The organism is Mycobacterium stomatepiae (assembly GCF_010731715.1).
GTDB classification, from domain to species: Bacteria; Actinomycetota; Actinomycetes; order Mycobacteriales; family Mycobacteriaceae; genus Mycobacterium; species Mycobacterium stomatepiae.
The window spans coordinates 5,297,246-5,317,949 of record NZ_AP022587.1; the positions used below are offsets into that span (position 1 = coordinate 5,297,246).

The window sequence follows — 20,704 nt, forward strand, 5'->3', positions numbered from 1 at the left end:
GAGATTGGTGATTGACGTCACAGGTCCATGGGTGTACACCGGGTGTTTAGATGACCGACTGCTGGGTGAGGATGCAGATGACCGAGCTACAAACTCCGAAAACTCTTGTCAACACCTATCAGCTCTACATCGACGGCAACTGGGTCGAGCCGGCCGACGGTCGCTATGACGACATCTCGCCGGCGAGTGAGCAGGTCATCGCCACCGCACCGGACGCCGGCGTCGCGCAGGTCGGCGACGCGATCGCGGCAGCGCGGCGTGCCTTCGACCGCGGACCGTGGGGCACGACGAGCGCAGCGCAGCGTGCCGGCTGTCTGCGTCAGCTCGGCGATGCGCTGATGAAACACGCCGACGACTTCTTCGCGCTGTCTCAGGTGGAGTGGGGCTGCGTAGCGAACGAGCGCGTCATGCAGATCGACGGCGCCGGGTTCATGTCGATGTATGCCGCGCAGCTCGCCACCGAGCTGGCCGACCAAGAGGTCGCCGGGATGGGCGCGGGAACGACCGTACTGCGCCACGAACCGCTGGGCGTGGTGTCGGTGCTGACGCCGTGGAATTTCCCGCACTGTCTCAACGTCATGAAGTTGAATCACGCCCTCGCCGCGGGAAACACCGTGGTGCTCAAGCCTTCACCGCTGACGCCGCTGGCCGGGCTTGCATTGGCGCGCATCATCGACGAATACACCGACATACCACCGGGTGTCGTCAACGTGGTTACGCCCTCGGGCGTCGAGGCGGCCAAGCTGCTCACCACCGACCCGCGTATCGACATGGTCAGCTTCACCGGCAGCTCGGTGGTCGGCCGTCAGGTCATGTCCGCCGCCGGGGACACGATGAAGAGGATCCTGCTGGAGCTGGGCGGCAAGTCGGCGAGCATCGTCCTGGACGACACCGAGATCACCGACGACATGTTGCAACGGATGCTGTTCGACGGCTGCTCGCTGCACGCCGGGCAGGCCTGCATCCTGCACAGCCGGCTGTTGCTTCCCGATTCGCTGCACGACGAGGTCGTCGACCGGCTCGCCGCATTGGCCCGCGGGGTCAAGGTCGGCGACCCCGCTGATCCCGAGGTGCAGATGGGTCCGCTGATCAGCTCGGCGCAGCGGGACCGGGTCGAGGCGCACGTCATCGGCGCGCTCAACGACGGCGCCACGTTGGTGGCGGGCGGCCGTCGCCCGCCGGGACTGCACTCCGGCTTCTATTTCGAGCCGACGATTCTGACCGGCGTCGAGCCGAATTCGACTATCGCGCAAGAGGAAGTGCTCGGTCCGGTGATGACGGTGCTGCGCTACCGCGACGACGAGGACGCCGTCGCGATCGCGAACAACTCGCAGTACGGACTTTCCGGCGCGGTGTGGGGCGGCGACGTGGATCGTGCCGTCGGTGTTGCGCGCCGCATCCGGACCGGGCAGGTCGCCGTCAACGGCTGCAGTCCGGGAGGCGCACCGTTCGGCGGCTTCAAACTGAGCGGACTGGGCCGCGAGGGCGGTGGCATCGGCGGGATACACCAGTACATGGAGCAGATGGCCATCGGGGTTCCCGCGTGACGGAACCCCTTGCCGGGCTCCATGTCGTCGAAATCGCAACCGAAATCTCAGGCCCCTACGCGGGGAAGCTGTTTGTCGACCTCGGGGCCGAGGTCGACAAGATCGAGCCGCCCGGCGGAGACCCGCTGCGCCGGTGGGGGCCGTTTCCGGGTGGAGCGGTCGACCCGCGTCGCTGCGGTTTGTTCGAGTACCTCAATGCCGGCAAACGAATCGCCGCTCCGGCGGACGCTCGCGACCTGATCGCGCAGGCCGACGTGCTCGTCGAAAACCTTGCGCCAGGAACCCTGGACGGCTGGGGGTTCGACATCGACAGCCTGGCCAAGCTCAATCCAAACCTGGTGCTGCTCCGGATATCCCACTTCGGGCAGTCCGGCCCGTGGCGGGATCGGCACACCGCGCCGCTGACCCTGCAGGCCGCGTCGGGCTGGGTCGGCCCGCGGGATCCCGACCGCCCTCCGGTGCAGGTGGGCGCCCGGATCGCCGAGTACGTCGCGGGTGCCTACGGCGCGCTGGGCGCCTTGACGGCGTTACGCCTCACGGGCCGGCGTGGCGAGGTCGTCGAAGTTGATGTCTCCGAATCGGAGTCGCTGTTGTCGACGTTGCCCTATCCGATGCTCATGGCGCGCAAGATGCGAAGTCTCGGGTTGCCCGCCAACGCACGGGGTGCACCCATGCTGGGCGTGGTCCGCGCGGCCGACGGCTGGGTGGGAATCAACTGTCTCGCGGGTCAACACTGGCTCGACGTGTGCGCGATGCTCGGCCTGCCCGAGTTCGCCGAGCAGCAGATCGCGATCATGTTGGGCGGCCCCGAGCGCGCCGAATTCTATGCGCGGGCAGAGCCGTTGCTCGCCGAGCAGACCGTCGCCGAAATCGTCGAACTGAGCCAGGCGCTGCGGATTCCGGCCGCCCCGGTCAACGACGGCGCCACCGTGCTGGACTGCCCGCAGTACGCCGCGCGCGGGTTCTTCGTCGAAGGCGGTGGCGCCGGGTGGTCCTTCCGCAAGCCCCGTTCCCCGCTCCGCTTCACCACGTCGGCGTGCTCAGCGTCACGGCGAAGTCTCGATCGAGACATCGCGCCGCGCCCCAATGAGTTGCCCTTCGCGGGACTCAAAGTGCTTGACCTGACTACCTTTTGGGCCGGGGCCTATCTGACTTGCTACCTGGGCGCCTTCGGCGCCGACATCGTCAAGATCGAATCCATCCAACGGCCCGACGGTTTTCGCTACTCGGGTGCCTTCCCGTTCGAGGGCGACGACTGGTACGAGCGCAGCGCGCTGTGGCAGGCCACCAACCTCAACAAGCGAGACCTCACGCTCGATCTGACCTCGCAGCGCGGCCTGGACATCGCGCGCCGGCTTGCCGCGCAGGCCGACGTGGTGGTGGAGAACTTCTCACCGCGAGTGGTGGAGCAGTTCGGCCTGGATTACGAGTCGCTGGTGGCGCTGAAGCCCGACGTGATCGGAGTCCGGATGCCAGGTTTCGGCTTGCACGGTCCTTGGCGCGACTACGTCGGCTGGGCGCTGAACTTCGAGCAGACCGCCGGGATGTCGGCGGCCACCGGCTACGCCGACGGGCCGCCATGCAATCCGCAGGGACCCGCCGATCCCGTCGTCGGCGTGCACGCCGGTGTCGCTCTGCTGGCCGCACTCGAGCACCGGCGCCGCACCGGGGTGGGCCGGCTGATCGAGGTCGCCCAGATCGAGGTCGCCGCGTGCGTGACGGCCGAGCCGGTGATCGAGTACACGATGAACGGGGTCGTCTCATCGCGGCAAGGCAACCGCCAGCGCGGCTATCTGCAGGGCGTCTACCCGACCGCCGAGGACGGCGCCTGGGTGGCGGTGTCGCTGCCCGACGACGGGGGCCTCGACCACGACGTGTTCGACGAGTTGGTCGCCGCTTGGACCCGGACGCAGTGTCCTAAGGACATCGTCGAAACCCTTCGTGCGCAGGGCATTCCGGCCGAGCGGGTGATCGCCGGTGAACAGATGTATGACCGCGAGTTCATCGGGGCGCAGCTCGACGCGCGCGGGTTCTACGAAGAGTTCGAACATCCGATCACCGGCTCGCACCGCTATCCCGGCTGGCCGTTTCGGATCAGCCTCGGGCCGGATCGCCACCACCGCAGCGCGCCGCCCACCCTCGGGCAGCACAACGACGAGATCCTGCGGGCGCTGGGTCTGTCCGACGACGAGGTGGCCGAGCTGCGCGCCCAGCGGGTGATCGGCGAGCGGGTGCGGGGCGCCTAGCTGCCGAATCGCACCGGCATCCGGGTCACCAGGGGCGGCATGCTGGCCGGCATCCGGTCCACCGCACCGGCCAGCTCACATCGGGGATACGGATCGCCGCCAGGGCCTCCGGGTGAGCCTTTGGTAAACGGTTCGTCACATGCCAAGCTGCTGACATGGTGTTCGAAATCGCCCGCCCAAAGCTAGAGGGAAACGTCGCGGTCGGCGAGGACCGTCAAATCGGGTTCGCGGAATTCGGTGACCCGCAGGGCCGGGCGGTGTTCTGGCTGCACGGCACACCGGGCGCCCGGCGGCAGATTCCGACCGAGGCCCGCGTCTACGCCGAAGACCACGGGATCCGGTTGATCGGCCTGGACCGCCCCGGAATCGGATCCTCGACACCGCACCGCTACCAGAACATCGCCGCCTTCGCCGACGACCTGCGCACGATCGCCGACATTCTCGGCATCGACAAGATGGCCGTCATCGGCCTGTCCGGCGGCGGTCCGTACACCCTCGCGTCGGCCGCGCGGTTGCCAGATCGGGTGGTGGCGGCCGGGATTCTCGGCGGCGTCGCGCCGTTTCTCGGCGACGAAGGGATCACCAGCGGCCTGATGAACCTGGGCAAGCGGGTGGCGCCGCTGTTGCGCCTGGGCGGTGACCCGTTGCGGATCGGCGCCAGCCTGCTGGTCCGGTCGATCCGCCCGGTCGCGAACACCGCGCTGTTTCTGTACGCCGCGATTTCGCCCGAAGGCGACCGACGGCTACTGACCCGGCCCGAGTTCGGCGCCATGTTCCTCGACGATCTCCTCAACGGCAGCCGCAAGCAGCTGGCGGCGCCGTTCAACGACGTCGTCCTGTTCACCCAGGACTGGGGATTCCGGCTCGACGAGGTCACGGTCCCGGTCCGCTGGTGGCATGGCGACAGCGACCACATCGTGCCCTTTGCCCACGGTGAGCACGTGGTGGCCAAGCTGGCTGACTGCGAACTGATCGTCCTGCCGGGCGAAAGCCACCTCGCCGGGTTGGGCCGTGGCGAAGAGATCCTGTCCACCCTGATGAAAATTTGGGATGAACAGGCCTGACGTCACCTCCCCGACGACTGTCGGTAGCCTGCTGAAGTGCTGCTGGAATCGCTGAACCCCATTGCCGTCACTGCCACCGACATCTCCGACGCGGTCAAGATCGACGGCACCGTTTTGAGCCGCAGTGACCTCGTCGGCGGTGCGACGTCGGTGGCCGAACGCGTCGCCGGCGCGGACCGGGTTGCGGTGCTGGCCACCCCCAGCGTGTCGACCGTCCTGGCGATCACGGGCTGCCTGATCGCCGGCGTTCCGTTCGTCCCGGTGCCCTCCGATGTCGGCGCGGCCGAACGCCGGCACATGTTGACCGACTCCGGTGTGCGGGCCTGGTTGGGCCCCGAGCCGGACGAGCTGGAGGGCTTGGCGCACATCCCGGTGCGACTGCACGCCCGCTCCTGGCACCGCTACCCGGAGCCGCCGCCCGAGGCCACCGCCATGGTTATCTACACCTCGGGCACCACCGGAGCGCCCAAGGGTGTGGTGGTGAGCCGCGGCGCGATCGCCGCCGACATCGATGCGCTGGCGCAAGCCTGGCAGTGGACACCGGATGACGTGCTGGTGCATGGATTGCCGCTGTTCCACATCCACGGGTTGGTACTGGGGCTACTCGGGTCGTTGCGGATCGGAAATCGCTTCGTGCACACCGGAAGACCGACGCCGGCCGGCTATGCCCAAGCCCGTACCGAATCCGGCGGAACCCTGTACTTCGCGGTGCCGACGGTGTGGTCACGGGTGGTGGCCGATCAGACGGCCGCCGAGACACTGCGCTCGGCCCGGCTGCTGGTGTCGGGTAGCGCGGCGCTGCCCGTTCCGGTGTTCGACCGGCTGGAACAGCTGACCGGGCACCGGCCGATCGAACGCTACGGCGCCTCGGAGTCGTTGATCACGGTGTCGACGCGGGCCGACGGCGAACGCCGCCCGGGCTGGGTCGGCCTGCCGTTGTCCGGAATCGAGACCAGGCTGCTCGACGACGCCGGCGACGCGGTTCCGCATGACGGGGAAACCGTTGGAAAGCTTCATGTTCGGGGTCCGACCCTGTTCGACGGCTACCTGAATCGGCCGGAGGCCACCGCCGAGGTTTTCGACGCCGACGGTTGGTATCACACCGGCGACGTCGCGGTGATCGACGCCGGGGGCATGCATCGCATCGTCGGCCGCGAATCGGTCGACCTGATCAAATCGGGCGGATACCGCATCGGCGCGGGTGAGATCGAGACGTCGTTGCTCGGGCATCCCGGTGTGCAGGAGGCGGCCGTCGTCGGCTTGCCCGACGACGACCTGGGCCAGCGCATCGTCGCATTCGTGGTCGGCTCGTCGGAGCTCAACACCGACGAGCTGATCAACTTTGTCGCCCAAGACCTTTCGATACACAAGCGGCCGCGCGAGGTGCGGTTCGTGGATACTCTGCCGCGCAACGCGATGGGCAAGGTCGTCAAGAAGCAGCTGCTGTCCGAGGGCTGAGTTCACGCGTCAGCGCGGGCGAGCGTCGCATCGGCTTGATAACCGACACATCACAATGTGCGTTGTCAGCTGGTGCTTTGCGCGACACGCAGGATATTGCCAGGCTAGTCGTGCGGCGAGAGTTCGCACGTTCGCCTACCTTCGTTGGGGAACGACCGCATGGACCGACGCAAAAGGGGCACTAACGGATGGGTGAGTCGACGCGCCCGGCGGGCGCTGTAACGACGATCGCGGACCAGCCGCCCGCCACACCGATGGCACGCGTCGCGGTCTCGTGCCTGGTCGGCTCGGCAATCGAGTTCTACGACTTCCTGATCTACGGCACCGCCGCGGCGCTGGTGTTCCCCGCCGTGTTCTTCCCCAACCTCACGCCCGGCGTGGCCATGATCGCCTCGATGGGAACCTTCGCCACGGCATTCCTGTCCCGGCCCATCGGTGCGGCCGTCTTCGGGTACTTCGGCGACCGGCTGGGCCGCAAGAAGACGCTGATCTGGACGCTGGTGATCATGGCCGTGGCGACCGTGAGCGTCGGCCTGGTGCCCAGCACCGCATCCATCGGGATGGCGGCGCCGCTGATCCTGATGGGGCTGCGGCTGCTGCAGGGGTTCGCGGTGGGCGGCGAATGGGCCGGGTCGGCCCTGCTGAGCGCCGAATACGCCCCCGGCGGCCGGCGTGGCCGGTACGGCATGTTCACCCTGCTCGGCGGCGGTGTCGCCGGCGTGCTGAGCAGCCTGACCTTCCTCGGTGTGAACGTCACGATCGGCGAGTACAGCCCCGAGTTCCTGCAGTGGGGATGGCGGATCCCGTTCCTGATCAGTTCGGTGCTGATCGCGTTGGCGTTGTACGTGCGGCTCAACATCGACGAGACCCCGGTGTTCGCCGAGGAAAAGGCCCGCGACTTGGTGCCGAAAGCGCCGCTGGCCGAAGTGTTTCGCCTGCAGGGCCGGGAGATCCTGTTGGCCGCCGGCAGCGTGCTGTGCACGATGGCGTTCTGCTACATGGGCAACACCTACTTGACCATGTACGCGCACACCCACCTGGGCTATACGCGAGGCTTCATCTGGTCGATCGGCGTGCTCAGCGGGCTGGTCAGCATTGCGAGCGTGATCATCTCCGCTGTGCTGAGTGATCGAGTGGGCCGGCGCCGGCTGATGCTGCTGGGCTGGGCGACCTGTGTGCCGTGGGCCTTCGTGGTGGTCCCGTTGATCGACACCGGCAACAAGGCGTTGTATGCGGTCGCGATTGTCGGCACCTTCGCCATCTCCGGCATCGGCAGCGGGCCCGTCGGGGCTTTCATTCCCGAACTTTTCGCCACCCGCTACCGCTACAGCGGCTCGGCGCTGGCGATCAACCTGGCCGGCGTGATCGGTGGGGCCCTGCCGCCGCTGATCGCCGGGACGCTGCTGGCGACCTACGGCAGTTGGTCGATCGGCGCCATGCTGGCCGCTCTCGCGTTGACCAGCCTGGTCTGCACCTATCTGTTGCCGGAAACCCGCGGCACGTCGCTGTAGCCGCTAGTTGGCGTGCAGGTCCTCGTTGAGGGCGATGCCCTGACCGCCGCGGGCCACCACTTCCACAGCGCCGCTGACCGAATTGCGGCGGAACAACAGGTTGTTGCCGCCGGAGAACTCGAGTGCCTTCATCGTCTTGCCCTCGGGCGTAAGCACTTTGGTGCCCGCGGTGACGTACAGGCCGGCCTCGACGACACAGTCGTCGCCCAGCGAGATGCCCAGCCCCGCGTTGGCGCCCAGTAGGCAGCGTTTGCCGATCGAAATGACTTCCGTGCCACCGCCGGACAGCGTGCCCATGATCGACGCCCCGCCGCCGATGTCGGACCCGTCGCCGACCACCACACCGCCGGAGATGCGGCCCTCCACCATCGAGGTGCCCAGCGTGCCGGCGTTGAAGTTGACGAAGCCCTCGTGCATCACGGTGGTGCCCGGCGCCAGGTGCGCGCCGAGGCGCACCCGGTCGGCGTCGGCGATGCGGACCCCGGTGGGCATCACATAGTCGACCATCCGCGGGAACTTGTCGACGCCGTAGACGGTCGCCTGTCCCTTGCGGCGCAGCCGCGCGCGGACCGCCTCGAAACCCTCGACCGCGCAGGGTCCGTGATTAGTCCACACCACGTTGGTCAATACCCCGAACAAGCCGCCGGCGTTCAGCCCATGCGGCGCGACCAGGCGGTGAGACAGCAAATGCAGCCGCAGGTAGGCGTCGTAGGCGTCGGCGGCCACATCGTCGAGTGAGCCGATAACCGTGCGCACGGCCACGGTGTCGGTATTGCGGTCGTCGTCTCGTCCGACCAGCGCGGCCAGCTCCGGTGGCACATCGGACAGCGCCAGGCGCGAGGTACCGCTGGTGCCCGACTCCGTCAGTTCCGGTGCGGGAAACCACGTGTCGAGGATCGATCCGTCGGAGGCCAGCGTCGCCAGCCCGATACCTGCAGCTCCAGTCACGGCGGTCAGGTTACTTTCCCGGCCGAGCGGACACCAAAATGCCCCCGGTTCCGGTAACTACCCGCCCGAGGTCCTCGGTGGCGGCCCGGCGGCCCACTACCTGTACGACTACACCGAACACGACGGCATCATGTTTTCCGGTACGCGAGTAGCGGTGTCGCGCCCCGCGGATAACCGTCCGAAGATGCCGGCCGGTCCCGAATCTCTGCTGATCGAGCTCGAATTCAGCGGTGGCTACACCCCGGGGCTGACGGTTTTGGCTCAGGCGCCGATTACGCTGGTTGCGTGCTGGACTTGCATGGGGATCCGATCGAGTTGACCGCGGCGCTGGTCGACATCCCCAGCGAGTCGCGAGACGAGGCGCGCATTGCCGACGAGGTCGAGGCCGCGCTGCGCGCGCAGACGTCCGGCTTCGAGATCGTCCGCAGCGGCAATGCGGTGCTGGCACGCACCCGGCGCAACCGGCCGTCGCGGGTGCTGCTGGCCGGTCATCTCGACACCGTCCCGGTCGCCGGCAATCTGCCCAGCCATCGCTCGACCGGCGGCGACGTGCTTTACGGCTGCGGCACCTCGGACATGAAATCCGGCGACGCCGTCTTTCTGCATCTGGTCGCCACGGTGGCCGAGCCGGTGCACGATCTGACGCTGGTTCTCTACGACTGCGAGGAAATCGAAGCTGCCGCAAACGGTTTGGGCCGCATCGAGCGCGAGCTGCCGGACTGGTTGGCCGCCGACGTAGCGATCTTGGGCGAGCCCACCGGGGGCTACATCGAGGCCGGTTGTCAGGGCACGCTGCGAGTCGTGGTCAGCGCCAGCGGAACTCGCGCGCACTCGGCGCGGTCCTGGCTGGGCGACAACGCAATTCACAAACTGGGCGCGGTGCTGGACCGGCTGGCCTCCTACCGGGCGCGCACCGTCGACATCGACGGCTGCGAGTACCGCGAAGGCTTGTCGGCCGTGCGGGTCGACGGCGGCGTGGCCGGAAACGTGATTCCGGACGCCGCCTCGGTCACCGTCAACTACCGCTTCGCGCCCGACCGGTCGCTCACCGATGCGTTGCAACGCGTGCACGAGGTGCTCGACGGGATCGACGTGCGTATCGAGCAGACCGATGGCGCGGCGGGTGCGCTACCCGGCTTGTCGCAGCCGGCCGCCAAGGCGCTGGTCGAGGCCGCCGGCGGACAGGTGCGGGCGAAATACGGCTGGACGGACGTGGCCCGGTTCGCCGCGCTGGGCATCCCGGCGGTCAACTTCGGGCCCGGTGACCCCAACCTCGCGCACACCCGCGACGAGCGGGTACCCGTCGCCGCGATCACCGCCGCGGTGGACATGCTGCGGCCCTACCTGGGCGGTTTAGCGGGCGGCTAAGCGCACTGCTGTGCCTGCGCGGTGGCATCGGCGGCCGCCGCGTGCATACCGACCGCCGTCAGCTCGGCGGCCACCGCGCGCAGCGCGTCCCCGTCGCTTGTCGCCACCGCCTTGGCGTGAGCCAGCGCGAGCTGTCCCGCTACGCAGTCGACCTCGTCGCACAGCCGGGCCAGCGGATCCACCGCGCGGATGTCGCCGAGGCGCACGGCCTCATGCCAGACGCGCAGCGCCACCGCCGACTGCCCACGGCGCTCGGCCATCCGGGCCGCGTCGCGCGCCGCCGCGATCGCCCCGTGCGAGTCGCGTTCGGCGGCCCGCCGCCAGGCCCGGGCCACCCCCAGCTCGGGGCCGAACAAAGCCGACTTGGTGCCATGCCGGGATTCGGCTCTGCTCAAGGCTTTTGCCCCGCCGGCGATGTCGCCCTGCTGGGCCAGCGCGGTGGCCAGCAGCATCAGCGACAGTGGCCCCCACGAATAGCCGGTGCGTTCCAGGGCCGCGGTGGCCGGGCCCAGCAGCGTGGCGGCCTCGGCGAATCTGCCGGCGGCGATCAGCGTGTGAGCCAGCAGCACCTCGCCGATCGCCCGTCCCGGCTGCTGCAACTCGGCGAAATCGGTGAACTGCTGCGCCAGTTCGGTCGCCTTCTCGACCCGGCCCGCCATCGGCAGGGTCGTCGTCTCGCCCAGGCCGACCGTGAACCGCAGCAGCCCGGGGTGCTCGGCGTTCAGCGCGCGCTGCGCCAGCGGCTCCACATCGGCGAACCGGCCCTGGCGCGCCGAGCAGAGCGTGGCCGCGCTCGCCGCCCAGGCCACCGCCTGGTCGTCGACGGCCGGCGAATCCAGCACCCGATGCGCGATCTCGACCGCACCCTCGATGTTGCCGGCGTTCATCGCGAAGGTCGCGCTGAGCGCGTCGAGCGTCAGCCGCGGACCGACATCGGCGACCCGATTGCGGATGGTCAGCAGGAACGCGGTGGCCCGCTCCGGCTCGCTGAGCATGAAGAACTGATTGGCCGCCCGTAGCAGCGTCCACCTCATCAGCTCTTCTTCGGGCAACGCGGCGGAGTCGACCGCGGCCAGCAGCTCCTCGGCTTCGCGGCCGCGGCCCTGAAACGCCAGCGAATTCGCCAGCGGCAGCCGCGCCGCCAGATTCTGGGAGTCCTCGCAGCGCTGCAGCGCGGAGCGCGCGAATCGCTCGCCGAGCGTGAGATCGCCGAGTCGCAGCGCCTGCTGGGCGGCATCGACGACGTCGGCCACCGGTTGCGGGGCGTCGCTGTCCAGCGCGAGGGACGCCAGCCGCAGCCGGTCGGACAGATGCTCCGGCGGATGCTGGCTCTGCAGCTCGACCAATTCGGTGCGTCGCCGCCGGGTGCCGTCGGCCCCGAGTGCGGCACGCGCACGTTCGGAGAACAGCGGGTGGGCGGTGTACACCACCGGCGCCTCGGCATGCGCGTCGCGCACCCGGGTTTCCGCCGCACCCCACTCCTGCGCCTCGCCGACCGCGCCGTCGCCGGCCAGCACGGTGAGGTCGGCCAGCGACAGCGGCTCTTGGACGGCCAGGTAGTCGAGCACCGCCCGGGCGGCCGCGGGCAACTCGGCGATGAAGGTGTCGACCTCGGCCGGGCTGGTGGCCGCGTCGGGCGCGTCGACGTCGATGCGCTCCAGCAGACCGTCGGTCCACAGCGCCGCGATGGCCTCGGGTGCGGCCCCTGAAGACGGGTCGCGGGCGGTGACGATCATCCGGGCGGTGCCGGCCAGTGCCAGCTGGTAGACCAGGGTCGCCGACAGGATGTCCAGGTCGTGGGCGTCGTCGACGATCAGCAGCAGATCGCCCTGCCGGTCCCGGCTCAGCGACGCCCGGGCCGCCCGCAACAGCGCGGCCGGCTTACCGATTTCGGCCCCGAAACTGGAGAAGTCCACGATGTGGCTGAAAGCGCCGAACGGGACCACGCGCTCGGTCGGGGTGCCGGTGACCCAGCGGATGAAGGTGCTCGGGTTGCCGCTCGCGAAGTGTTCGGCGGCCAGCCGCGCCAGGGTGGATTTGCCGACGCCGTCGGGCCCGAGCACCACCGCGCCGCGCCGCGCCGCGTCACCCACGGCTGACTCCAGTCGTTCCAACGTGGACGCGTGCTGCGGGACGTTCCATCGAATCGCCATCGCCGAATTTTATTGCGACGCGGTGTCCGGCCGGTGACTAGCTAGCGCGAACGACCCATCTATGCACGGTTGGAAGGGCTTTGGTCTACGTTGGCGGATATGCGCCCCGACCGCGATTCCTCACTCGAATGGGCGGTCTGCGTCTACTGTGCGTCCGGCCCGACGCATCCCGAATTGCTGTATCTGGCCGGAGAACTTGGCGAAGCGATCGCCGACCGCGGCTGGACGCTGGTGTGGGGCGGCGGCCACGTTTCGGCGATGGGAGCGGTGGCCAGTGCGGCACGCGCGCACGGCGGCCGGACCGTGGGCGTGATCCCGCAACACCTGATGCGCCGGGAGCTTGCCGACAAGAATGCCGACGAGCTGATCGTCACCGATACGATGCGCGAACGGAAGCGCGTCATGGAAGATCGCGCCGATGCGTTCATCGTGCTGCCGGGCGGGATCGGGACCCTCGACGAGCTGTTCGAGGCGTGGACGACGGGCTATCTGGGTATGCACGACAAACCCGTGGTGATGCTCGACACCTGGGGTCACTACGAGGGCTTGTTGGTGTGGTTGAACGGCTTGCTCGACCGCGGCTACATCTCGCAGGTAGCGATGGACTCGTTGGTGCTGGTCGATAAGGTGAATGACGCAATCGAGGCGTGCGCCCCTGTCTGAGGTCGGCTGCGTCAAGGGGAATCGAGGGAGCACGTGTCCGGTCGCGATGGGAAAGCACGTAGACGGATCGGCCTGACCGATATCGCGTCGGGGCTGCCGAGCGTACTGGCCGACATGCGGGTGATCGTCCGTGGCGCGCTGACCGGGCTGGTGGCCCAGCCGGGCTCCCACCGCTCGATCGGCAGCGTGTTCCAGGACCGCGCGGCTCGCTACGGCGACAAGGTCTTCCTGCGGTTCGGCGACCAGCAGCTGACCTACCGCGAGGCCAACGCGGCCGCCAACCGGTATGCCGCCGTGCTGGCCGCGCGCGGTGTCGGTCACGGCGACGTCGTCGCGATCATGCTGCGCAACTCGCCGAATGCGGTGCTGACGATGCTGGCCACGGTCAAGTGCGGGGCCGTTGCCGGCATGCTCAACTACCACCAGCGTGGTGAGGTGCTCGCGCACAGCCTGGGCCTGCTGGACGCCAAGGTGCTGATCGCGGAGACCGACCTGGTCAGCGCCGCCGCCGAGTCCGGTTCCGCGGACACCGCCAACACGCTGACCATCGAGGACCTGGAGCGCTTCGCGGTTGGCGCGGCGGCCACCAACCCGGATTCGGTGGCGGCCGTGCAGGCCCGCGACACCGCCTTCTACATCTTCACGTCGGGCACCACCGGGTTCCCGAAGGCGAGCGTGATGACCCATCTGCGGTGGCTCAAGGCGCTGGCGGCGTTCGGTGGGCTGGGCTTGCGGCTGAGGAGCTCCGACACCCTGTACAGCTGCCTGCCGCGGTACCACAACAACGCGCTGACGGTGGCGCTGTCGTCGGCAATCAACTCCGGGGCGACGCTGGCGCTGGGCAAGTCGTTTTCGGCCTCCCGGTTCTGGGACGAGGTCATCGACAGCCGGGCCACGGCGTTCATCTACATCGGCGAGATCTGCCGCTACCTGCTCAACCAGCCGCCCAAGGACACCGACCGCAAGCACAAGGTGCGCCTGATCGCCGGCAACGGGCTGCGCCCGGAGATCTGGAAGGAATTCACCAAGCGGTTCGGCATCTCGCGGGTGTGTGAGTTCTACGCCTCCAGCGAGGCAACACGGCCTTCATCAATATCTTCAACGTGCCCGGGTCGACGGGCATCGCGCCGATGCCGCTGGTGTACGTGGAGTACGACCCCGATACCGGGGAGCCGCTGCGCGATGCCGACGGCCGGGTAAACCGGGTGCCGGCCGGCCAGCCCGGCCTGCTGCTGAGCCCGGTCAACCGGCTGCAGCCGTTCGACGGCTACACGGACCAGGCGTCGAGCGAAAAGAAGCTGGTGCGCAACGCTTTCCGCGACGGCGACTGCTACTTCAATTCCGGCGACGTGATGAGCCCGCAGGGCATGCGGCACGCCGCGTTCGTCGATCGGCTCGGCGACACCTTCCGCTGGAAGGGTGAGAACGTCGCCACCACCCAGGTCGAGGCGGCGCTGGCGTCGGACCAGGCCGTCGAGGAATGCACCGTCTTCGGCGTCGAGGTGCCGGACACCGGCGGGCGCGCCGGGATGGCCGCGGTGCAGTTGCGCGAAGGCGCGCAGTTCGACGGCAAGGCGCTGGCGCGCGCGGTGTACGGGCAGCTGCCCGCATACGCGCTGCCGCTGTTCGTGCGGGTGGTGAAGACGCTCGAGCACACCACGACGTTCAAGAGCCGCAAGGTGGAGTTGCGCGAGCAGGCCTACGGGCCCGACGTCAAGGACCCGCTGTACGTGCTGGCCGGCCGCGACGACGGCTACGTGCCGTACTACGACGAATATCCGGACGAGGTGGCGGCGGGTAAGCGGCCGCAAGGCTGAAGCCCCGGCGATGACCGGGCACTATGGACGGGTGCAGTCAACTCTGTGCGGCCGACCGGTGGCCGGGGATCGCGCGCTGGTCATGGCGATCATCAACCGCACAACGGACTCGTTCTACGACAAGGGTGCGACCTTCAGCGATGAGGCGGCCCGTGCCGCCGTCCACCAAGCGGTCGCGGACGGTGCCGACGTCATCGACATCGGCGGCGTCAAGGCGGGCCCGGGCGACAACGTCGACGCGAATATGGAGATCGCCCGCTTGGTGCCGTTCATCGAATGGCTGCGGGGTGCCTATCCGGATCAGCTGATCAGCGTCGACACCTGGCGCTCCGAAGTGGCCAGGCTGGCCTGCGCGGCGGGCGCGGACCTGATCAACGACACGTGGGGCGGCGTCGACCCGGCCCTGCCGGAGGTCGCCGCGGAGCTCGGCGTGGGCTTGGTGTGTTCGCACACCGGCGGTGCGCGGCCGCGCACGCGTCCGTTCCGGGTGAGTTTCGGCACAACCACCCGCGGCGTGGTCGACGACGTGATTCGTCAGGTCACCGGGGCCGCCGAACGCGCCGTCGCGGCCGGAGTGGCCCCTGACCGGGTGCTGATCGACCCGGCCCACGATTTCGGGAAGAACACCTTCCACGGGCTGGTCCTGTTGCGGCACGTGGGCGAACTTGTTAATACCGGATGGCCCGTGCTCATGGCTTTGAGCAACAAGGACTTCGTCGGGGAGACTCTGGGTGTGGAATTGACCGAACGGCTGGAGGGGACGCTGGCAGCCACGGCGCTAGCGGCGGCCGGCGGCGTCCGGATGTTCCGCGTGCATCAGGTCGCCGCGACCCGACGGGTACTGGAAATGGTCGCCTCCATCCAGGGCACTCGCCCACCGGCGCGCACGGTGAGAGGACTTGCATGACGGCATCAGAGCTGGTGGCCCGCGATCTCGCCACCGGCGCCGTCGCGGCTCGGCCCGGCGACGTCTGGCTGTCCAACGGGTCGAGCCGGCCCGGCCGAACGCTGGGGGAGCTCGAGGAAGCGAAGGCCGGACGCACGATCTCGGTGGTGCTGCCGGCCCTCAACGAGGAAGCCTCCGTCGCGTCGGTGATCGGCAGCATCTCACCGCTGGTCGACGGATTGGTCGACGAGCTGATCGTGCTGGACTCCGGCTCGACGGACGACACCGAGATCCGCGCCATCGCGGCCGGCGCCCGCGTCGTCAGCCGCGAACAGGCGCTCCCCGAGGTGCCGACACGGCCGGGCAAGGGCGAGGTGTTGTGGCGCTCACTCGCGGCCACTAGCGGCGACATCGTGGTGTTCGTCGACAGTGACCTCGTCGATCCGCACCCGATGTTCGTCCCCTGGCTAGTCGACCCGCTGCTCACGGGTGACGGCATTCATCTGGTCAAGAGCTTTTACCGACGGCCGCTGATGGTCCGCGAGGCGGACGGGGTCAGCGATGTCGGCGATCTGGGCGGCGGCGTGGCCCCCACCGGCGGCGGGCGGGTCACCGAGCTGGTGGCCCGACCCTTGTTGTCGGCACTTCGGCCGGAGCTGGGCTGCGTGCTGCAGCCCCTCGGCGGCGAATACGCGGCCAGCCGGGACTTGCTGACCTCGCTGCCGTTCGCCCCGGGCTACGGCGTGGAGATCGGCCTGCTGATCGACACTTTCGACCGGTTGGGCCTAGACGCGATCGCCCAGGTCAATCTGGGTGTACGGGCGCACCGCAACCGGCCGCTGGCCGAGCTGGGCGCGATGAGCCGCCAGGTGATCGCCACCCTGCTCTCGCGCTGCGGTATCCCCGACTCCGGCGTCGGGCTGACGCAGTTCTTCGCCGACGGTGAGGGCTACACCCAGCACACCTCCCCGGTGTCGCTGACCGACCGGCCGCCGATGAAAGGGTTCAGGCCCCGATAAGGGCCCACGCTCGCCGTTCTGTCGGTGGTATAGGGCACTATCGATTCCGTGGCGTTGGTCTTGCTCTACCTCGTGGTGTTGGTGCTGGTGGCGATCGTGCTGTTCGGCGCGGCGAGCTTGCTGTTCGGGTGCGGTGAGCAGCTGCCGCCGCTGCCGCGCGGCACGACGGCGACGGTGCTGCCCGCCTACGGCGTCACCGGCACCGACGTCGACGCGGTCAAGTTCACCCAGGTGCTGCGGGGTTACAAGACCAGCGAGGTGGACTGGGTGCTGGACCGGCTGGCCCGCGAGCTCGAGGCGCTGCGGGGTCAGCTGGCCGCGGTCGACGCCTCGCCGGGCACCGTTGACGCGTCCGCGGAGCCCGACGGAGAGCACACCCCGGGCGAGGATCCGGCGTGACCGATGACGGGCGAATTCGCTGCGGCTGGGCGGTGGGTCGGCCCGGGCCCGACTTCGACCTGTACCGCGACTATCACGACGAGGAGTGGGGCCGCCCGCTGCGCGGCCGGGTGGCGCTGTTCGAGCGGATGAGTCTGGAAGCCTTCCAGAGCGGCCTGTCGTGGTTGACGATCCTGCGCAAGCGGGAGAATTTCCGGCGCGCCTTCGCCGGGTTCGACATCGAGAAAGTTGCTCGCTTTACCGACGGCGATGTGCGACGGCTGATGGCCGATGCCGGCATCGTCCGCAACCGGGCCAAGATCGACGCGACGATTGCCAACGCCCGCGCGGTGGCCGAGTTGGGCACGTCGGAAGACCTGTCCGACCTGCTCTGGTCGTTCGCGCCGCCGCCGCGGCCCCGTCCCGTCGATGGATGCGAAATCCCTTCCGCTACCGACGAATCCAAGGCGATGGCGAAGGAACTCAAACGCCGCGGATTTCGTTTCGTGGGCCCCACCACGGCGTACGCGCTGATGCAGGCAACCGGCATGGTCGACGACCACGTCCGTGATTGCTGGGTTCCCTCGCCTCGCTGAGGTCCCGGGGCGACGGCCCCCGGCAAACCGGGCTCGGCGCGCCACCGAAGGCGCTACGGACGGGTCTTGTGCATTTAGTGAGCGGAATAGGGAACAATGGGGGGGTGATTTGGCAGTTCAAAGTCGGGTATGGCTGGAAATCCGCTGGCGGGGCTAGCTCGCTGCCGACCAGGCTCGCGTGTACGGGTCAGCTCGAATCTGGAGGGAGCACTCGATGGCGGCGATGAAGCCCCGGACCGGAGACGGTCCTCTGGAAGCGACTAAGGAGGGGCGCGGCATCGTAATGCGGGTACCACTTGAAGGTGGTGGCCGTCTCGTCGTCGAGCTGACACCCGACGAAGCCGCCGCCCTGGGCGATGAACTCAAAGGCGTCACCAGCTAAGTCCTCCGTATGTCGGGGCAGCTAAGAACACACCTTCCGGTAGATCTCTAGCGTCTGCTCAGCGACGTGCGCCCAGGAGAATTCCTCGATGCAACGCCGGCGTCCGGCGCGACCGTAGCGCTCGGCTTTCGCCGGGTCCGCGACGAGTTCATTCACCGCTTCGGCCAATCTCGCCTGGTATCCGCGGGCGTCGTCGGCGTCGTAATGCACCAGCGTGCCGGTCACCCCGTCGACCACCACCTCCGGAATTCCGCCCACGTCGGAGGCCACCACCGCGGTTGCACACGCCATCGCTTCCAGGTTCACGATGCCCAACGGCTCATACACCGACGAGCACACGAAAACTGTCGCCGCCGAAAGTATTTCGCGCAGTTCCCCGACGGGCAGCATTTCCCGGATCCAGAACACGCCGCTACGGGCGCGAGCCAGCTCGTCGACCGCTGTGCGTACTTCGTCGGCGATCTCCGGGGTATCGGGAGCGCCGGCGCACAACACCAATTGCACGTCCGGGCCGAAATGGTGCGCGGCGGCGATCAAGTGGCCGATGCCCTTCTGCCGGGTGATCCGCCCGACGAATGCCACCATCGGCCGGTTCGGATCGACCCCGATCTCGGCCAGCACCGACCCGGTGTCCACCGGCCCGGCCGGGTGCCACACGTCGCTGTCCACCCCGTTGCGGATTACATGCACCTGGCTGGGATCCAGCGTGGGGTAGACCCGCAGCACGTCCTCGCGCATACCGGAACTCACCGCGATCACGGCATCGGCCGCCAGCACCGCGGTGCGCTCCACCCACGACGACACCCGGTAGCCGCCGCCGAGTTGCTCTGCCTTCCACGGCCGCAGCGGTTCCAGCGAGTGGGCGGTCAGAATGTGCGGGATGTCGTAGAGCAACGCGGTCAGGTGCCCGGCCATGCCGGTGTACCAGGTGTGCGAATGCACGACCGTCGCCTCGGCCGCGGCATCGGCCATCACCAGATCGGTGGACAGCGTGGACAACGCGGCGTTGGCGTCGTGCAAGCGCGCGTCGGGCTCATGCGCGATCGCACCCGGACGCGGTGCGCCCATGCAGTGCACGTCGACCGTGCACAGTCGGCGCAGTTGGGCGACGAGCTCCGTGACGTGTACGCCGGCTCCCCCGTAGACGTCTGGTGGGTACTCCCGAGTCATCATCGCCACCCGCATACACCGCACCGTAGTTCGCCGGTGACGCCGCTCGCGAGTCGGATCGGAAAGCCGCTGGTGAATTCCGCGGCGACGCTGCCGCGCGCCGCGCGTCACAATCGATTACGGTGGGCGGCGCGTCAAGTTTGCCAATTACCTTGACGGACAGCCCGTCGCAGCGGCGGCCGGGGGGATTCCCCCTGGCAGCGGTTCGCGACGGCCGATAGGTTTGGAGCCATGAGGGAAGCACCACACGTGCTGGGCATCGTCCTGGCCGGCGGTGAGGGCAAGCGGCTGTATCCGCTAACCGCGGACCGGGCCAAGCCCGCAGTTCCCTTCGGCGGCGCCTATCGCCTGATCGACTTCGTGCTGTCCAACCTCGTCAATGCCCGCTACTTGCGGATCTGCGTTCTCACGCAATACAAGTCGCATTCACTTGACCGACACATTTCGCAGAACTGGCGATTGTCCGGTCTCGCCGGCGAATACATCACCCCGGTGCCGGCGCAGCAGCGGCTCGGCCCGCGCTGGTACACCGGCTCCGCCGACGCGATCTATCAATCCCTGAACCTCATCTACGACGAAGACCCGTACTACATAGTGGTTTTCGGCGCCGATCACGTGTACCGGATGGACCCCGAGCAGATGGTCCGCTTCCACATCGACAGCGGGGCCGGCGCGACGGTGGCCGGCATCCGGGTGCCGCGCAGCGACGCGTCCGCGTTCGGCTGCATCGACTCCGACGAGTCGGGCCGGATCCGCAGCTTCGTCGAGAAGCCGCTGGAGCCGCCGGGCACGCCCGACGATCCGGAGACGACGTTCGTCTCGATGGGCAACTACATCTTCACCACCAAGGTGCTCGTCGACGCGATTCGCGCCGACGCCGACGACGACCACTCCGATCACGACATGGGTGGCGACATCATTCCGCGGTTGGTGGGTGACGGGATGGCCGCGGTCTACGACTTCAACGACAACGAGGTGCCCGGCGCCACCGACCGCGATCGGGCCTACTGGCGTGACGTCGGGACGCTGGACGCGTTCTACGACGCGCACATGGATCTGGTGTCCGTGCACCCCGTCTTCAATCTGTACAACCGGCGCTGGCCGATTCGCGGCGCCACGGAGAACCTGGCGCCGGCGAAGTTCGTCAACGGCGGCTCCGCCCAGGAGTCGGTGGTCGGCGCCGGCAGCATCATCTCGGCGGCCTCGGTGCGCAACTCGGTGCTGTCGTCGAACGTCGTGGTCGACGACGGCGCGATCGTCGAGGGCAGTGTGATCATGCCGGGCGCCCGGGTCGGCCGCGGCGCGGTGGTGCGCCACGCGATCCTGGATAAGAACGTCGTGATCGGGCCCGGTGAGATGGTCGGGGTGGATCTGGGGAAGGACCGGGAGCGCTTCGCGATCAGCGCCGGCGGCGTGGTCGCGGTGGGCAAAGGCGTGTGGGTCTAGTGACGATCGCAAGCGCGGCGGAGCCGGGCGAAGCGGGTCGACACCATAGATC

16 protein-coding genes and 1 pseudogene are annotated in these 20,704 nt (G+C 68.5%); 14 read left to right on the top strand and 3 right to left on the bottom strand.

All coding sequences use genetic code 11. From position 1 onward, the window contains the following. Positions 1 to 77 precede the first annotated feature (77 nt). From G6N54_RS25265 to G6N54_RS25285, 5 genes are all read left to right on the top strand, one after another. Positions 78 to 1,547 carry an aldehyde dehydrogenase family protein gene (locus G6N54_RS25265; protein ID WP_163793045.1) on the top strand — a complete coding sequence of 490 codons (1,470 nt, stop codon included), beginning with the start codon at positions 78 to 80 and terminating at the stop codon, positions 1,545 to 1,547. Beyond that, on the top strand, positions 1,544 to 3,793 hold the full coding sequence (locus tag G6N54_RS25270) for a CaiB/BaiF CoA transferase family protein (RefSeq protein WP_163793046.1): 2,250 nt from the start codon (positions 1,544 to 1,546) through the stop codon (positions 3,791 to 3,793). Before G6N54_RS25265 ends, G6N54_RS25270 begins: the two co-directional genes overlap by 4 nt. A 155-nt stretch (positions 3,794 to 3,948) precedes the next feature. Then, on the top strand, positions 3,949 to 4,857 hold the full coding sequence (locus G6N54_RS25275) for an alpha/beta fold hydrolase (RefSeq protein WP_163793048.1): 909 nt from the start codon (positions 3,949 to 3,951) through the stop codon (positions 4,855 to 4,857). A 36-nt stretch (positions 4,858 to 4,893) separates the two neighbouring features. Next, positions 4,894 to 6,315 (top strand): acyl-CoA synthetase, encoded by a 1,422-nt coding sequence (locus G6N54_RS25280; RefSeq protein WP_163793050.1) that lies wholly within the window; start codon positions 4,894 to 4,896, stop codon positions 6,313 to 6,315. A gap of 254 nt (positions 6,316 to 6,569) precedes the next feature. Further along, positions 6,570 to 7,826, top strand: coding sequence for an MFS transporter (locus G6N54_RS25285; RefSeq protein WP_163794961.1), 1,257 nt, complete (start codon positions 6,570 to 6,572; stop codon positions 7,824 to 7,826). A 3-nt stretch (positions 7,827 to 7,829) separates the two neighbouring features. Here G6N54_RS25285 and dapD read toward each other — a convergent pair whose 3' ends face one another. Further along, on the bottom strand, positions 7,830 to 8,783 hold the full coding sequence (dapD, locus tag G6N54_RS25290; protein ID WP_163794960.1) for a 2,3,4,5-tetrahydropyridine-2,6-dicarboxylate N-succinyltransferase: 954 nt from the start codon (positions 8,781 to 8,783) through the stop codon (positions 7,830 to 7,832). A gap of 276 nt (positions 8,784 to 9,059) precedes the next feature. On the opposite strand from dapD, the gene dapE reads away from it, so the two are divergent. Next, positions 9,060 to 10,142, top strand: a complete 1,083-nt coding sequence (gene dapE / locus G6N54_RS25295) for a succinyl-diaminopimelate desuccinylase (protein ID WP_163793053.1) — start codon at positions 9,060 to 9,062, stop codon at positions 10,140 to 10,142. Here dapE and G6N54_RS25300 read toward each other — a convergent pair. After that, the gene (locus tag G6N54_RS25300) at positions 10,139 to 12,295 is read right to left on the bottom strand and encodes an AAA family ATPase (RefSeq protein WP_163793055.1); all 2,157 of its coding nucleotides are present in this window, start codon (positions 12,293 to 12,295) and stop codon (positions 10,139 to 10,141) included. The two genes, dapE and G6N54_RS25300, sit on opposite strands and share 4 nt — an antisense overlap. Positions 12,296 to 12,394: 99 nt before the next feature. Here G6N54_RS25300 and G6N54_RS25305 point away from each other — a divergent pair, with 99 nt between their 5' ends. The 7 genes and pseudogenes from G6N54_RS25305 to G6N54_RS25335 all read left to right on the top strand — a co-directional run bounded on the left by G6N54_RS25305 (position 12,395) and on the right by G6N54_RS25335 (position 18,036). Continuing rightward, on the top strand, positions 12,395 to 12,958 hold the full coding sequence (locus G6N54_RS25305) for an LOG family protein (RefSeq protein ID WP_163793057.1): 564 nt from the start codon (positions 12,395 to 12,397) through the stop codon (positions 12,956 to 12,958). 33 nt (positions 12,959 to 12,991) lie between these two features. Continuing rightward, positions 12,992 to 14,775, top strand: a pseudogene (fadD6, locus tag G6N54_RS25310) (long-chain-acyl-CoA synthetase FadD6). A 10-nt stretch (positions 14,776 to 14,785) separates the two neighbouring features. Continuing rightward, positions 14,786 to 15,682: a dihydropteroate synthase gene (gene folP, locus G6N54_RS25315; protein WP_163793059.1), complete on the top strand. Its 897-nt coding sequence runs from the start codon at positions 14,786 to 14,788 to the stop codon at positions 15,680 to 15,682. Further along, positions 15,679 to 16,680: a glucosyl-3-phosphoglycerate synthase gene (locus G6N54_RS25320; protein WP_163793061.1), complete on the top strand. Its 1,002-nt coding sequence runs from the start codon at positions 15,679 to 15,681 to the stop codon at positions 16,678 to 16,680. Before folP ends, G6N54_RS25320 begins: the two co-directional genes overlap by 4 nt. 48 nt (positions 16,681 to 16,728) lie before the next feature. Next, positions 16,729 to 17,079 carry a DivIVA domain-containing protein gene (locus tag G6N54_RS25325; RefSeq protein WP_163793064.1) on the top strand — a complete coding sequence of 117 codons (351 nt, stop codon included), beginning with the start codon at positions 16,729 to 16,731 and terminating at the stop codon, positions 17,077 to 17,079. Then, on the top strand, positions 17,076 to 17,654 hold the full coding sequence (locus G6N54_RS25330) for a DNA-3-methyladenine glycosylase I (RefSeq protein ID WP_163793066.1): 579 nt from the start codon (positions 17,076 to 17,078) through the stop codon (positions 17,652 to 17,654). Before G6N54_RS25325 ends, G6N54_RS25330 begins: the two co-directional genes overlap by 4 nt. 214 nt (positions 17,655 to 17,868) lie before the next feature. Beyond that, complete coding sequence (locus G6N54_RS25335) at positions 17,869 to 18,036, top strand: DUF3117 domain-containing protein (protein ID WP_003406247.1); 168 nt, start codon at positions 17,869 to 17,871, stop codon at positions 18,034 to 18,036. A 21-nt stretch (positions 18,037 to 18,057) separates the two neighbouring features. On the opposite strand, the gene glgA is transcribed toward G6N54_RS25335, so the two are convergent. Beyond that, positions 18,058 to 19,221 carry a glycogen synthase gene (gene glgA, locus G6N54_RS25340; protein WP_163793068.1) on the bottom strand — a complete coding sequence of 388 codons (1,164 nt, stop codon included), beginning with the start codon at positions 19,219 to 19,221 and terminating at the stop codon, positions 18,058 to 18,060. Between the two features lie 216 nt (positions 19,222 to 19,437). Here glgA and glgC point away from each other — a divergent pair, with 216 nt between their 5' ends. Next, the gene (gene glgC / locus G6N54_RS25345; RefSeq protein ID WP_163793070.1) at positions 19,438 to 20,652 is read left to right on the top strand and encodes a glucose-1-phosphate adenylyltransferase; all 1,215 of its coding nucleotides are present in this window, start codon (positions 19,438 to 19,440) and stop codon (positions 20,650 to 20,652) included. Positions 20,653 to 20,704 lie beyond the last annotated feature (52 nt).